This is a genomic window from Pseudomonas sp. B23(2017), from assembly GCF_002113725.1.
GTDB classification, from domain to species: Bacteria; Pseudomonadota; Gammaproteobacteria; order Pseudomonadales; family Pseudomonadaceae; genus Aquipseudomonas; species Aquipseudomonas putida_Z.
Genome location: NZ_NEJM01000009.1, coordinates 125,681 through 139,175, shown reverse-complemented (window position 1 = coordinate 139,175; position 13,495 = coordinate 125,681). Strand labels below are relative to the sequence as shown.

Sequence of the window (13,495 nt, the reverse complement as noted above, 5' to 3'; positions counted from 1 at the left end):
CACAAATAGCGTCTTCGGATCAATGCCATGCCGGTTCGTTATGGCTCGATGGCGGTGCTTCAGAGCACTTCGAACAAGCCAGCCGCGCCCATGCCCCCGCCCACGCACATGCTCACCACCACGTAGCGAACCTTGCGCCGGCGGCCTTCGAGCAAGGCATGCCCGACCATGCGCGCACCGCTCATGCCATAGGGGTGGCCGATGGCGATGGCGCCACCGTTGACGTTGAGCCGAGCCGGGTCGATGCCCAGGTGTTCTGCGCAGTAGAGCACCTGGCAGGCGAATGCCTCGTTGATCTCCCACAAGCCGATGTCCTCGACCCGCAACGCGTGGCGCGCCAACAGGCGCGGTATCGCCAGCACCGGGCCAATGCCCATTTCTTCCGGCGCCAGGCCGACCACCGCCATGCCCCGGTACAGTCCCAGCGGCTGGCAGCCTGCGCGTGCCGCCCGGGCACCGCTCATCAGCACACAGGCGCTGGCACCATCGGACAACTGGCTGGCATTGCCAGCCGTCACGCAGCCGCCCTCGATCACCGGTTGCAGTGCCTCGAGGTCCGCCAGTCGGGTGTGCGGGCGGTTACCTTCGTCCTGGCTCAGGTGCACGCGCTCGTGGGACTGGACGCCAGTGGCCTTGTCGACGACCTTGCGCTGCGCCGTGACTGCCACGATTTCATCTGCGAACAGCCCGGCCTCCTGCGCTGCCGCTGTTCGCTGCTGCGACAGCAAGGCGTAACGGTCCTGGGCGTGACGGGCGATACCATAGCGTTTGGCGACGTGCTCGGCTGTGTGCAGCATTGGCATATAGGCGTGCTCGCACAGGCGCCGCACCGTGTCGTCCTGGGCAGCATTGGCGGCCTGCATGTGTGCCTGCTGCACCAGGCTGATCTGCTCCTGCCCGGCTCCGACCACCACGTGCATGCCCTCGCCGCGGATCTGCTGAGCGCCGATGGCAATTGCCATCAGCCCTGAAGCGCATTGGCGGTCGATGGTCTGCCCGGCCACCGACTGCGGCAAGCCGGCCGCCAGGGCCGACAAGCGCGCCGGGTTGATGGCGGCGGTCCCGCTTTGCATGGCGGTGCCCAGCACCAGGTCCTCGACTTCGCCCGGCTCCACGCCGGCGCGCTCGACGGCGGCGCGGATGGCAATAGCGCTCATGCTGGGGGTGGTGAGGTCGTTGAACGCGCCGCGCCAAGCCTTGGCGATGGGCGTGCGCGCGGTGGATACGATGACTGCGTCTTGCATGAAACAGCTCTCCTTGGGCAATTACACCGGCAGCAGGCTTTCGTAGGCACTGCGCAATTGGGCGGGAATACTGACCGGGCGGTTGTTGCGGCGATCGACGAACACATGGGTGAAACGGCCGGCGGCGCAGGCCTCGGGTTCGCCCTCGACGAACACGGCCAGGGCGTAGTGCACCGAACTGTTGCCCAAACGTTCGACGGCAATGCCCACCTCGATGCGTTGCGGGAAGGCGACGGCGGCGAAATAGTCGCAGGCGGACCCGGCCACGTAGGCCACCACCGGGTCGTGGTGGATATCGAGGCCGGCCTGCTCGATCAACCAGGTATTCACGGCACTGTCGAAAAACCCGTAATAAACGACGTTGTTCACATGCCCGTACAGGTCGTTGTCATGCCAGCGCGTGGTGATCGGCTGAAAGTGGCGGTAGGCGCCGCGCAGCGGGCGCTCCCTGGCCATGTTCAAAACGCCGCCTGATAGAGGGCCAATGCGTCGTCAAGGGTGACCTTGCGCGGGTTGTTGACCAGCAACCGTTGCTGTTGCAGGGCATCCTCGGCCAGCAATGGCAGGCTGTGCCGCGGTACCCCGACATCTCGCAGCCGGCTGGGCAGGCCGCAGCGTGGCGCCAGCTGCTCCAGCTCATCGATGAACTGGTTACACAGCTCATGGGGGTCGCCAGGCACCAGCCGATCGCCCAGCAGGGCCGGGGCCAGCGCGGCATAGTCGGCGAACGCTTCGCGACGGTTGAAGCGCATCACGTGGGGCAGCACCAGCGCATTGGCCAGCCCGTGCGGCACGTGGTAACGCGCCCCCAATGGGTAGGCCAGCGCATGCACCGCCGCGACCGGCGCATTGGCAAACGCCTGCCCGGCCAGACAGGCGCCCAGCAGCATGGCCTGGCGCGCCACCAGGTTGCCACCGTTGTGCACCGCCTGGTCGAGGTTGCCGGCCAGCAGCGCCAGCGCCTCACGGGCCAACAGGCTGGACAGCGGGTTGCACTTGAACTGGCTGGTGGTGGCCTCAATGGCATGGACCATGGCATCGATCCCCGTGGCGGCGGTGATCGCCGGGGGCAGGCCCAGAGTGCGCTCTGCGTCGAGCAAGGCCAGGTCGGGCAGCAACAGGGGTGAAATCACCGCCATCTTGGCCGCCTCGCCGGTGGTGATCACGGCGACAGGAGTGACCTCCGACCCCGTCCCAGCGGTGGTCGGCACCTGGATCAGCGGCAGGCGCTGGCCTTTGGCCCGGTCGATGCCGTACACCGCCTCCAGGGTCTGGTCACAGGCCGGGTGCGCCAGCAGCGCCACCAGCTTGGCGACATCCATGGAGCTGCCGCCACCGAAGCCGACGATCAGCTCGGCGCCGATATGCCGCGCCCGAGCGGCGGCCGACAGCACGCAGGCATGGCTGGGGTCGGCGCTGACGTCGCTGAAGATCGCCACGCTCAAGTGGGCCTGGGTGAACCCTGGGAGCAAGTCATCGAGCATACCCAGACTGACGATACCCGGGTCGGTCACGATCAGCACGCGGCGCACGCCGCGTTGCTGGCACAGCTGCGCCAGGCGCCCGGCCGCGCCGGGTTCGCAAAGCAGATGGGGGGTGGTGGCAAAACTGAAAGGCTGCATACTCATGTTCCTCTTGTTCTTGTGGGTGAACAGCAGGGCCAGGTCAAAAGGCGAAGTGCGAATCATCCAGGCTCATCAGGCACTGTGCGCCGCCGCGCAAGGCCTCGCAGTGGGCACTCGCGCGCGGCAACACCCGCCGCCAGTAAAAGGCTGCAGCCTGCAACTTGGCCTGGTAGAAGGCGCTGTCCTGGCTGCCGGCGGTCAATGCCGCGCTGGCGGTTTCGGCCGCCCGAAGCCACAGTGCGGCCAGCAGCACGTAGCCCGAATAGGCGAGAAAATCCACCGACACCGCGCCGATTTCCTGCGGGTCGCAGCGGCAGGCGTCGAGCACCTCGGCGCTCAGGTTGCGCCATTCCTGCAGGCGCTGGGCAACCGCCTGGGCCATCCCGGCCAGCGCGTCTGCGCGGCAGTTGCGTGCCCCTTCAAGCAACTCATCGATCAGCAGGCGCAACTGCTCGCCACCATCGCCAAGCAGCTTGCGGCGAATCAGGTCCAACGCCTGAATGCCGTTGGTGCCCTCGTACAGCTGGGTGATGCGGCTGTCGCGCATCAGTTGCTCCATGCCCCATTCGCGGATGTAGCCATGCCCGCCGTACAGCTGCACGCCCAGGCTGGCAGTCTCCTGGCCGACATCGGTGAGGAAGGCCTTGACGATGGGGATCAGCAACGCCGCGCGGCGCCCTGCGGCCGCCTGCACTTCAGGCTGCAAAGCACCGTGCTCCAGGTCCAGCGCTTGGGCGGCAAAGGCCGCCAGCATGCGGCAACCTTCGCTGAGGGTTTTCTGAGTCAGCAGCATGCGCCGCACGTCAGGGTGGCAGATGATCGGGTCGGCACTGCGCTCGGGCGCCACCGGCCCTGCCAGACTGCGCGACTGCAAGCGTTCGCGGGCATAGCCCAGGCCACCCTGGAAGGCCGCCTCGGCGATGCCCAGCCCCTGCAGGCCGACCTGGAAGCGCGCATCGTTCATCATGGTGAACATGCACGCCAGGCCCTGGTTGGCCTCTCCCACCAGCCAGCCACGGGCGCCATCGAAATTCATCACGCAGGTCGCCGCGCCCTTGATGCCCATCTTGTGCTCAAGCGCGCCGCATTCGACCGCATTGCGCGGGCCCAGCCCTCCGTTTTCTGTGCATTCGAACTTGGGCACCAGGAACAGGCTGATGCCACGCACACCGGCCGGCGCATCCGGCAGCCGCGCCAGCACCAGGTGGACGATGTTGTCGGTGAGATCCTGATCGCCGCCGCTGATGAAGATCTTGCTACCGCTGATGCGGTAGCTGCCATCGCCCTGCGGCTCGGCACGGGTACGCAGCAGCGCCAGGTCGGTGCCGGCCTGCGGCTCGGTCAGGCACATGGTGCCGGCCCATTCGCCGCTGACCAGCTTGCCCAGGTAATCGCGCTTGATCGCTGCGCTGCCATGCCGGTGCAAGGCCAGCACGGCGCCCTCGGTCAGCCCGGAATAGATCCGGAACGACAGCGACGCGCCCATCAGCATTTCGTGAAAGCAGGCCGAAACCATTTGCGGCAGGCCCTGGCCGTCATGTTCCAGCGGGCCGGTCATGCCACCCCAGCCCTGCTCCACATACTGCCGGTAAGCCTGGCGAAAGCCATCCGGAGTGCGCACGTTGCCTTGCTCCAGGCGGCAGCCCTGCTCATCGCCCTGGCGGTTGAGCGGCGCAACCACTTCGCTGGCAAAGCGTGCACCCTGCTCAAGAATGCCATCGATGGTTTCGCGGTCCAGCTCATTGCCCAGGCGGGCACAGTGCGCCGTCACATCGAACAGTTCATGCAGCACGAAGTGCATGTCACGCTGGGGGGCTCGGTAGTTCATGCGCGGCCCTCGCGAACGTCGGCCAACTGTTTACCCTCAGCCACCAGGCTCCTCAGCAATCCGGCCTGGCGCCAGTGCTCGCCGAACAGTCCCTCCAAGCGTTCCAGGCGTGCCAGCAGCAAGCCCAGCCCCTGCTGGTCAGCCCAGCGCATCGGCCCGCCAACCTCGTGCGGGAAGCCGTAGCCATGCAGGTAGACACGGTCGATGTCAGCGCTGCAGCTGGCCACCGATTCCTCAAGTATCTTTGCCCCTTCGTTGACCAGCGCCAGCAGGCAGCGCTCACGGATTTCCTCGTCGTCGATCTGGCGCCGACGCACGCCCAGGTCATGGGCGACCTTGAGCACCAGTGCATCGACTTCGGGGTCGTGCACCGCATCACGGCTGCCAGGGGCATAACGGTAGTAACCCTGGCCGGCCTTCTGCCCGAAGCGCCCCAGCGCACACAGGCTGTTGTCGACCTGGGCCAACGGCGCATCCATGCCTTTCCCAGCCAGCTGACGGGCCCGCCACTCCAGGTCGATGCCGATCACGTCGTACATGCGAAACGGGCCCATGGCCATGCCAAACCTTTGCAACGTCTCATCCACCTGCCGCGGCGTGGCGCCTTCGAGCAGCAGCTTGCGCGCCTCGGCCACATAGCTGGCGAGCATGCGGTTGCCGATGAAGCCTGGACAGTTGCCGGCCACCACCACTTCCTTGCCCATGCGCTGCCCAAGGGCCTGGGCAGCCTCGAGCACCGCGGGCGAAGTGCGCTCCCCGCGCACCACTTCCAATAGCTTCATCACATGGGCCGGGCTGAAGAAGTGCAGCCCGAGCACCTGTTCGGGCCGGCGGGTGACTGCCGCGATGGCGTCGATGTCCAGTGCCGAGGTGTTGCTGGCAAGGATGGCGTCGGCCTTGAGCGTGCTGTCCAGGGTACGGAAGATGGCCTGCTTGAGCGCCAGGTTCTCGTACACCGCTTCGATCACCAGGTCGGCTTCGGCGAGGTCATCATAAGCCGTTACCTGGCGCACCCGCGCCAGGCAGGCGTCAGCCTCAGCCTGATCGATACGGCCCTTGGCCACCTGCTGTGCCCAGGTTTGCGCGATCATCGCCAGGCCGGCTTCGGTAGCGCTGGAGTCGTTGTCCAGCCACAGCACCGCAAGGCCCGCACGGGCCAGGCTGATGACGATGCCGCGGCCCATGGTGCCGGCGCCGATCACCGCCGCCTGTTGAACGTTGTAGGAAATAATCACGCGTGACGCTCCTGATTCAAGGTGTGAAGGCATTGCCCTCACCCTAGTCAGGCGCCTACTATTTTTGAAATTCTCATTTTCCATCCCATGTATTTTTCGCATGAATATAACCAACTTCGACCTCAACCTGCTGCGCGTCCTGGACATGCTGCTGCGTGAACAGAATGTGTCGCGCGCCGCCGAACGCCTGGCGCTGACCCAGCCGACGGTGAGCAATGCGCTGGCGCGTCTGCGCGACCTGCTGGGCGACCCGCTGCTGGTGCGCGTGGGCCGACGCATGCGCCCCACTCCGCGCGCCTTGGCCCTGGAAGGCCCGATTCGCGCGGCATTGCTGCAGATCGAACAGACCCTTGGCGCCGGCGACAGCTTCGACCCGCGGCTCAGCCACCGCCAGCTGCGTATCGCGCTCACCGACTTCGCCGAACAGCTTTGCATGCCAAAGTTGCTGGCCACCTTGCAAACCCAGGCCCCGCACTTGCGCGTGGATGTGCTGCACCTGACGCCCAATCTGCCCGCCGAAGCCCTCGATCGCGGCGAGCTCGACCTGGTGCTGGGGCGCTTCGATGAGGTGCCCGCGCGCTACGAGCGGCGCCACTGGCGCAGCGAAACCCTGCACGTGGCGGTGCGCCAGGGCCACCCCGAAGTGGATGGCACCCTCGACCTTCAAGCGTTTCTCGCCCTGCGCCACCTGTGGGTGCACGGCGGGCAGACACGTGGCATGGTCGACCAATGGCTGGGGGAACAGCGTCTGGCCCGGCGCATCGTCTACACCACGCCCAATTACCTGCAGGCCGCACACCTGGCCGCAAGCTCCGACTTGTGCGTGGTGCTGCCCACCGCCCTGGCCCGCTATTTCGCCCGGCTGCTGCCGCTTCAGGTATTCGAGCTGCCGTTCGCCCTGGAGCCCTTCCAGCTGGAGCTGGTGTACCTTGCCCATCGCCAGCACGACCCGGCACTGGCCTGGCTGGTGGCGCGCATCATGGAAATTGGTGCCGGCTGAGCCATAGCACTTGGGCATGGGTGGCCATGCAAGAGTGGTATTGGTTTGCCGGCGAGCTCTGTCCTTAGAGTGTTCGCCCTCAGAACAACAAGGACTACCCCATGCGCCTACGCACACTGCCCTGCCTGCTGGCCCTGGCCCTGCCCTACGCGGCGCTGGCCGGCGGGCCGGCCAAGGACGCCAGCGACCTCACCCGCCAGAGCAATCAGCAATGGTTGCAGCGCCTGCCCTTCGGCGACCGCAGCGACTTCGACAATGCCCGCCGCGGGCTGCTCGAAGCTGTTGACCAGCCCGTGGTCAATGCCGACGGTAAAACCGTCTGGGACCTGCAGCGCTATGCCTTCCTGAAAGGCGAGGCACCGGCCACGGTCAACCCAAGCCTGTGGCGCATTGCCCAGCTCAACACCCTTGCCGGGTTGTTCAAGGTCAGCGAAGGCATCTACCAGGTGCGCGGCCTGGACCTGGCCAACATGACCCTGATCGAAGGCGAGCACGGTCTGATCGTGATGGACCCGCTGCTGTCGGTGGAAACCGCCAGGGCCGGGTTGGCCATGTACTTTCGCCATCGCCCGCAGCGACCGGTGGTGGCGGTAATCTATACCCACCCGCACGTCGATCATTTCGGGGGCGTGCGTGGGGTGATCGACGAGGCGGACGTCAAGGCCGGCAAGGTGCAGGTCATCGCCCCGCAGGGCTTCTTCGAACATGCCGTCAGCGAAAACGTGCTGGCCGGGCCGGCAATGAAGCGCCGGGCACAGTACATGTACGGCGCACCACTGCCACGCGGTCCACGCGGCCAGGTGGATGCCGGCCTGGGCAAGGGTGTGCCGACCAATGCCACGGTTAGCCTGATTGCCCCGACCCGGCTGATCGAACAGCCCTTCGAGACCCTGCGCATCGACGGTGTCGACATCGAATTCCAGCTCACCCCTGGCACCGAAGCGCCTGCTGAAATGAACCTGTGGTTCCCCCAGTTCAAGGCCCTGTGCATGGCCGAGAACGCCTCCCACGTGCAGCACAACGTGCTGACCCTGCGCGGCGCCCAGGTGCGCGATGCCAAGGTGTGGGCGCACTACCTCGACCAGTCGCTGTTGCGCTATGGCGAGCAGGCCGAAGTGGTGTTTGCCCAGCACCACTGGCCGACCTGGGGCGGCGCGGCGATCCGCGACTACCTGGCTGACCAGCGCGACATGTACGCCTTCATCGACAGCCAGACCTTGCGCCTGATCAACCGTGGCCTTGGCCCCACCGAGATCGCCGCTGAGCTGACCACCTTGCCGCCTCGGCTGGCCAGCAAATGGTACAGCCGCGACTACTATGGCTCGCTCAGCCACAACGTACGAGCGGTGTATCAGCGCTACATGGGCTTTTACGACGGCAACCCGGCAACCCTCAACCCCTTGCCGCCGAGCGAGGCCGGTGCGCATTACGTCAAGGCCCTGGGCGGTGCCGAGCGGGTGCTGACCCTGGCCCTTGAGGCCTACGGCAGCGGTGATTACCGCTGGGTTGCCGAGCTCACCCGGCACTTGGTATTCGCCGAGCCCGACAACAGCGCAGCGCGCGAGCTGCAGGCCGACGCCCTGGAGCAACTGGGCTACCAGAGCGAGAACGCCACCTGGCGCAACGCCTACCTGACCGGTGCGCAAGAGCTGCGCAACGGTGTGGCGCCGACCGCCAGCAAAGGCGGCAGCGCGGACGACCTGGTACGCGCCCTGAGTCCGACGCTGTTCTTCGATTACCTGGGCGTACGCGTGGATGCTGCCAAGGCCGCCGAGCAGGACCTGACCATCAACTGGCACTTCACCGACCTGAACGAAGATTATGCACTGACCCTACGCAACGGCGTTCTCACCCACCGCGACCACACCCGCCACAGGCAGGCGGATGTCGAGGTGAAAATGAGCAAGGCTATTCTGGACCGCATCGCCCTGAAGCAGACCGGCTTTCTCAAGGAAGCGACCGTGGGTGATATCGACATCAGTGGCGAGCGCATGATGTTCATGCGCTTCATGGCAGGGCTGGACGAGCCGGACGGGCGCTTCAATATCGTCACCCCCTAAATCACCTACAGCGCCGCCCTAAAGCGAGCGGCGCAACCACACGCTCAGCACCAGGCCCGCCACCCCCAGGGCACAGAGCAGCACACTCCAGGCGGCCGCGTGGCCCTGCTCGCGATGCAGCATGCCCAGCCCACGGCGGTACACCCGGCGGTCACGGGCCCGACACAACACCGCCAGCAGCGCCGCCAGGCCAGCCACCATCCACATCTCGCCACGCCAGGCGAGGCACGCTACCAGCAGCAACGAGACCTGCGTGCGCCGCCAGGCCAGCACGGTACGCTCGGCCTGCAGCCCGGTGTCTCTGGCGCTATCCGCCATGCCAACGCGCCCATAGCACGCCGACAAGCGCCACGCCGGCAAGCCCGCACGCCACGCTCAGCAGTGGCACCAGGCGCGGGAACGGCAGCGGCGCCTCGCGGCGCAATGCGCGCTCCACCGCGAACCAGCGCCAGCCGGCGCCCAGGCTCACCAGCAAGCTGAAGGCCAGCAACGCCAGCTCCATCGCCACGCGCCCAGAGGGTGGCCAGGCATGGGCAGCGAAGGTTTCGATGGCGATGGCGCCGCCGAGCAAGGCCAGTGCGGTGCGGATCCAAGCAAGAAAGGTGCGCTCATTGGCCAAGGTAAAACGCGGGTCGGGCGCCTTGCCCTGCCCCAGCAACCAGCGCTCCCAAGGAGTACGACGGTGATCGGAATTCATGAGAGCCCTGTGTCAGCGCAGCCCTTGGCTGCGCAATGCGCCGGGGGAAAAGTAGGAAGCACTGGTGCGCACGTCGAAGGCGTACGGCCTTGGCTGCTCGTTGGTCAGGCCTGACAGCTGGTAGCGGCCACTGCGCAGGTCGTAGATCGCCTCCATGGCGTTGACCAGCGCCTGCCCAGTCACGTGGTAGTAGCTGTGGGCCTGGGCGGTGCGCCACAACTGGCCCTTGTGGTCGAAAAAGTCCGCCTCGAGGATTGCCCAGCTGTCCTCGTCCAGGTAATAGCGGCGACTGGCGTACAGGTGCTTCGCCCCAGGTTTGAGGGTGCCCACCACTTCCCACACCCGGTGCAGCTCGTAGCGGGTGGGTTGCGGGTTGACGTGCCCCGGCCCGATCAGCGCGGCATAACCGAGCACGGGCGAAGCCAGGCGATAGCTGTTGTACGGCACGTGCAGGGCCTTCTTGCCCACCAGGGTCCACTGGTAGAGGTCCGGGGCGCCGTTGAACATGTCGCGGCTGTCGGCGGTGCGCAGGCCGGCCGTGCCCGGGGTGATGCTGTCATAAGCCAGCGTCGGGGCACGCCGCACCCGCCGCTGACTGCTGCTGTACAGCCACGAGAGGCGCGGCTGGGCGACCTGATCGAGGGTTTCGTGCAGCACCACGGCATCGCCCGCCAGACGCGACGGCGCGGTCATACGGTAACTCAGGTAATACAGCACGTTGCCCGCTTGGCCGCCTTCCAGTACGTCGGGGCGGGCGAAGTTCTGTTGCAGGCTCATCGTCGCGAAGCGGCCATCGCCACGCGGGGTGATGCTGTCCGAGGCCAGGCTGTAACTGCCGTTGCGCGGCCGGGTGAGGTGGTTCCACAGCACCTGCAGGCCATTCTCGGGCTTGGGGAATGCCACTACGCCGGCAAAGCCCGCCACGCCGTTGCCGTCATTGACCAGCCGGGCACTGGCCGCATTGTGCCGGGCCCACTCGCCCACGGGTGGCGGCACCGCGACACTGCGGTGCGAGGGATACACAGGCAGACGGAAAGACTGGGGGTAACGCTGCATCAAGGCCACCTGCCCCGCCGTCAGTTGCTCCCGGTACTGGGTGTAGTTGTTGGCGGTGATCACATACAGCGGCTGCTCATCGGCGTACGGGTCCAGCGGCGTGCCGTTGACCGCCAGAGACACTTGCCCCGCCCGCAGACCGCCGTTCCAGGCCGGTATGCGCCCGTCGCCGCTGGGCCCGCGTTCGGCCCCCACCGGCGTCAGGTCTGCGGGCAGTGGCGTGGCCCCCACGTACAGGCTCAGCAGGCTGGCGTTGACGAACAGGAAGCTGCGCAGCAGAGCGAATGGTTTCATCGGGCTTGGCCTCTTGTTGTTGTGGTGTCCTGGCCGGGCTTGCCTTGGCACGCCCTTTCGGGGTGATACTAGGAGCCGCGCTTCGAACCCCACAAATAACGTGTTCGGATACGTGCCATATCAGTTCGGCATACCCTTGGAACCGCTCCGATGACCCTGAAACAGCTCCGCTACCTGATCGCCATCGTCGAAGCCGGCAGCTTCTCTTCGGCTTCACGTCGCGCCTACATTGCCCAGCCGGCGTTGAGCCGGCAGATCAGCCTGCTGGAAAGTGAACTGGAGATGCAGCTGCTCGACCGCCAGCACGATGGCATTGCCCTGACCGATGCCGGGCGCCAGCTCTACGAAGTGGCCCGGCAGGTAGTGCAGAAACTCGACTCGGTGAAGGATGAGCTGAAATCCAGCCGCGGCGACCCCAAGGGCCACGTGGCCATTTCCATCCCGGCCACAGCCGCCGACCTGCTGCTGCCAGAAATCGTCAGGCGCGCCGAACAGCGCTTCCCCGGCGTCACTCTGACCGTATGGGACGGCCTCAGCCGTGAAGGCGGCCAGGCCATCGAGCTGGGCAAGGTGGACTTCGGAGTGGTGCCCAATGCCGAGGAACTCGACCATGTGGAGGCCGAGCCGATCTTCACCGAGGCGCTGTACTGGGTTGGCGCATCAGCCCCCGGCACCCCCGACACCATCACCCTAGCCGAAGCCGCCGCCACCCGGCTGGTGCTGCCGCCCAAGACGCTGCACCTGCGCCGACGCATCGAGCAAGCCGCCATGGAAGCCGCCGTCCCCCTGGCCGCTGCCTACGAGCAGCAATCGGCACCCGGTATCGCCAGCCTGGTGCGCGCCGGCCTGGCGGCGACCATCAGCAACTGGCCGCCGCTGAGCGTACTGCTCGAACCCACGGCGGCGCGGCGCATCGTCGAACCGCGCATCAGCCGCACCATCGCCTTGGCGCACTCCCAGCACAAACCCCTGTCGTTCGCTGCCGGTTGCCTGCGCGACCTGGTGCGCAGCGTGCTGATTGACCTGGTCAACAGCGGCCGGTGGCGGGGCGAACTGATCGGCAAGGAGACCGAGCCGCTGGAGTCGGTGCTCGGCGTTCAGCTGGCGGTCTGAGCGCACACCTGCCCGCCAGCGGCAGCAGATTCGCGCAGGCGCTGCTGGGTGCGCTGCGGGTTCATGGTGGCCAGGCCCACCAATCCGGCCATCACCAGCACCGCGCCGCACACCAGGAAGCCCTGGGCATACCCCGCCGGGTGTTCGCTACCCGCACCTTGTACCAGCAAGCCGGTCACCACCGGCGCTGCCAGCCCGGCCAGCGAGGCGATGCCGTTGCCCATGGCGAGGATGCCGCCGCGCTGGGCCGCCGGGGTGAACTCGGCGAGCATTGCCGGGCCCACGGAATACATCACCAGCGCCAGGCCACCACTCAAAGTCAGCGCGGCGACCCTTACGGCCGTGCTCAAGCCAGGTAGCATCAACGAAGCCGACAACAGGCCGCCCAGTATCAGGCACACCGAAACGAACACGCCGCGTGCCACCCTTGACTTCACGCCGCGACGCATCAGGCGCTGGGAAAACCAGGCCAGCAGCAAGCTCAGCGGCGTGGTCACGACCACGAACATGATGAAGATGCGCCCGGTCTGCAGCGGGTCGATACCCAGGCCCACCTGCAGGTAACTGGGCACCCAGGTCAGGGTGAGGGCAAGCGACCAGTTGGCGGCGAAGTGGCACAGATAGTTGCCCATCACGCTGGGGTCGCCCAGCAGCCTGCGATAGGGGATAGCCGATTCGTCGGCCTTGAGCTGGCTGGCACGCAGGCGTTCGAGGGTGCCCTCCTCGCCCAGCCGCCACCACAACAGGCACCAGACCAGGCCGATCAACGCAAGGATGATGAAATTGGTGCGCCAGCCGTAATGCAGGCTGACCCAGGGGATCATTGCCCCCGCCACCAGCAGGCCCATGGCACTGCCAGCATGCAGCAGGGCCACCGGCAGGTTGCGCCGGTCGTTGGGGAACCACTTGTACAGTGCATGAGTGGCCACCGGCGATGCCGGCCCCTCACCGATGCCCAGCAGCACCCGGCAGGCGACGATGGTCCACAGTGAGGTGGCGAACAGCATCGGCAGCTGGATCAGCGCCCAGAACAGGCCCATGCCCAACAGCAAGGTGCGCGTGGGGCGCCGGTTGGCCATGAAGCCACCGACCACGGCGGAGATCGCGAAAAACCAATGCAAGGCACCACCGATCAGGCCGAACTCGGTGGCCGTCAGGCCCAGTTCGGCGCTCATCGGCACGGCCACCAGGCCAATCACCACCTTGTCGAGAAAGTTGACCAGCATCAGCAGGGCCAGCAGCGCGGCCACCAGCCAGGCGGTACGGGGGTTAGGCAGGGAAGAATCCGCAGTCATGGCGAGTACTCTTGTTATTGTTGTGAGGTGTTGCAAAAAGGCCGCCGC

General features: G+C 66.4%; 12 protein-coding genes. 3 read left to right on the top strand and 9 right to left on the bottom strand.

Features of this window, described 5'->3' with window-relative positions; genetic code table 11:
* Nucleotides 1–59: 59 nt before the first annotated feature.
* The 5 genes from CAG46_RS16280 to CAG46_RS16260 are packed head-to-tail and all read right to left on the bottom strand — an operon-like array spanning nt 60 to nt 5,965.
* Complete coding sequence (locus tag CAG46_RS16280) at nt 60–1,244, bottom strand: acetyl-CoA C-acyltransferase (protein WP_085616259.1); 1,185 nt, start codon at nt 1,242–1,244, stop codon at nt 60–62.
* A 21-nt stretch (nt 1,245–1,265) separates the two neighbouring features.
* Entirely contained in the window at nt 1,266–1,700 is a 435-nt protein-coding gene (locus tag CAG46_RS16275; RefSeq protein WP_085616257.1) for a thioesterase family protein, read from the bottom strand.
* A 2-nt stretch (nt 1,701–1,702) separates the two neighbouring features.
* Nucleotides 1,703–2,866: an iron-containing alcohol dehydrogenase gene (locus CAG46_RS16270; protein ID WP_085616383.1), complete on the bottom strand. Its 1,164-nt coding sequence runs from the start codon at nt 2,864–2,866 to the stop codon at nt 1,703–1,705.
* A gap of 43 nt (nt 2,867–2,909) precedes the next feature.
* On the bottom strand, nt 2,910–4,697 hold the full coding sequence (locus CAG46_RS16265) for an acyl-CoA dehydrogenase C-terminal domain-containing protein (protein ID WP_085616255.1): 1,788 nt from the start codon (nt 4,695–4,697) through the stop codon (nt 2,910–2,912).
* Nucleotides 4,694–5,965 carry a 3-hydroxyacyl-CoA dehydrogenase gene (locus tag CAG46_RS16260; RefSeq protein WP_085616252.1) on the bottom strand — a complete coding sequence of 424 codons (1,272 nt, stop codon included), beginning with the start codon at nt 5,963–5,965 and terminating at the stop codon, nt 4,694–4,696. The genes CAG46_RS16265 and CAG46_RS16260 overlap by 4 nt, the downstream gene beginning before the upstream one ends.
* A gap of 67 nt (nt 5,966–6,032) precedes the next feature.
* On the opposite strand from CAG46_RS16260, the gene CAG46_RS16255 reads away from it, so the two are divergent.
* Nucleotides 6,033–6,932, top strand: coding sequence for a LysR family transcriptional regulator (locus CAG46_RS16255; protein ID WP_085616250.1), 900 nt, complete (start codon nt 6,033–6,035; stop codon nt 6,930–6,932).
* A gap of 101 nt (nt 6,933–7,033) precedes the next feature.
* Nucleotides 7,034–8,992 (top strand): alkyl/aryl-sulfatase, encoded by a 1,959-nt coding sequence (locus CAG46_RS16250; protein WP_085616248.1) that lies wholly within the window; start codon nt 7,034–7,036, stop codon nt 8,990–8,992.
* Nucleotides 8,993–9,010: 18 nt separating this feature from the next.
* On the opposite strand, the gene CAG46_RS16245 is transcribed toward CAG46_RS16250, so the two are convergent.
* The 3 genes from CAG46_RS16245 to CAG46_RS16235 are packed head-to-tail and all read right to left on the bottom strand — an operon-like array spanning nt 9,011 to nt 11,039.
* The gene (locus CAG46_RS16245) at nt 9,011–9,310 is read right to left on the bottom strand and encodes a DUF202 domain-containing protein (protein ID WP_085616246.1); all 300 of its coding nucleotides are present in this window, start codon (nt 9,308–9,310) and stop codon (nt 9,011–9,013) included.
* Nucleotides 9,300–9,689, bottom strand: a complete 390-nt coding sequence (locus CAG46_RS16240) for a YidH family protein (protein ID WP_085616244.1) — start codon at nt 9,687–9,689, stop codon at nt 9,300–9,302. Before CAG46_RS16240 ends, CAG46_RS16245 begins: the two co-directional genes overlap by 11 nt.
* 12 nt (nt 9,690–9,701) lie before the next feature.
* Nucleotides 9,702–11,039 carry a DUF1329 domain-containing protein gene (locus CAG46_RS16235; protein WP_085616242.1) on the bottom strand — a complete coding sequence of 446 codons (1,338 nt, stop codon included), beginning with the start codon at nt 11,037–11,039 and terminating at the stop codon, nt 9,702–9,704.
* Nucleotides 11,040–11,189: 150 nt separating this feature from the next.
* Between CAG46_RS16235 and CAG46_RS16230 the strand changes: the two genes are divergently transcribed.
* Nucleotides 11,190–12,152, top strand: a complete 963-nt coding sequence (locus CAG46_RS16230) for a LysR family transcriptional regulator (protein ID WP_085616240.1) — start codon at nt 11,190–11,192, stop codon at nt 12,150–12,152.
* Here CAG46_RS16230 and CAG46_RS16225 read toward each other — a convergent pair.
* Nucleotides 12,137–13,447 carry an MFS transporter gene (locus tag CAG46_RS16225; protein WP_085616238.1) on the bottom strand — a complete coding sequence of 437 codons (1,311 nt, stop codon included), beginning with the start codon at nt 13,445–13,447 and terminating at the stop codon, nt 12,137–12,139. The two genes, CAG46_RS16230 and CAG46_RS16225, sit on opposite strands and share 16 nt — an antisense overlap.
* Nucleotides 13,448–13,495 lie beyond the last annotated feature (48 nt).

Coding starts and splice junctions, on each gene's coding strand:
- CAG46_RS16240 (WP_085616244.1), bottom strand. CDS start 9,689: ATGAATTCCGATCACCGTCGTACTCCTTGGGAGCGCTGGTTGCTGGGG.
- CAG46_RS16280 (WP_085616259.1), bottom strand. CDS start 1,244: ATGCAAGACGCAGTCATCGTATCCACCGCGCGCACGCCCATCGCCAAG.
- CAG46_RS16270 (WP_085616383.1), bottom strand. CDS start 2,866: ATGCAGCCTTTCAGTTTTGCCACCACCCCCCATCTGCTTTGCGAACCC.
- CAG46_RS16230 (WP_085616240.1), top strand. CDS start 11,190: ATGACCCTGAAACAGCTCCGCTACCTGATCGCCATCGTCGAAGCCGGC.
- CAG46_RS16225 (WP_085616238.1), bottom strand. CDS start 13,447: ATGACTGCGGATTCTTCCCTGCCTAACCCCCGTACCGCCTGGCTGGTG.
- CAG46_RS16255 (WP_085616250.1), top strand. CDS start 6,033: ATGAATATAACCAACTTCGACCTCAACCTGCTGCGCGTCCTGGACATG.
- CAG46_RS16250 (WP_085616248.1), top strand. CDS start 7,034: ATGCGCCTACGCACACTGCCCTGCCTGCTGGCCCTGGCCCTGCCCTAC.
- CAG46_RS16260 (WP_085616252.1), bottom strand. CDS start 5,965: ATGCCTTCACACCTTGAATCAGGAGCGTCACGCGTGATTATTTCCTAC.
- CAG46_RS16235 (WP_085616242.1), bottom strand. CDS start 11,039: ATGAAACCATTCGCTCTGCTGCGCAGCTTCCTGTTCGTCAACGCCAGC.
- CAG46_RS16265 (WP_085616255.1), bottom strand. CDS start 4,697: ATGAACTACCGAGCCCCCCAGCGTGACATGCACTTCGTGCTGCATGAA.
- CAG46_RS16275 (WP_085616257.1), bottom strand. CDS start 1,700: ATGGCCAGGGAGCGCCCGCTGCGCGGCGCCTACCGCCACTTTCAGCCG.
- CAG46_RS16245 (WP_085616246.1), bottom strand. CDS start 9,310: ATGGCGGATAGCGCCAGAGACACCGGGCTGCAGGCCGAGCGTACCGTG.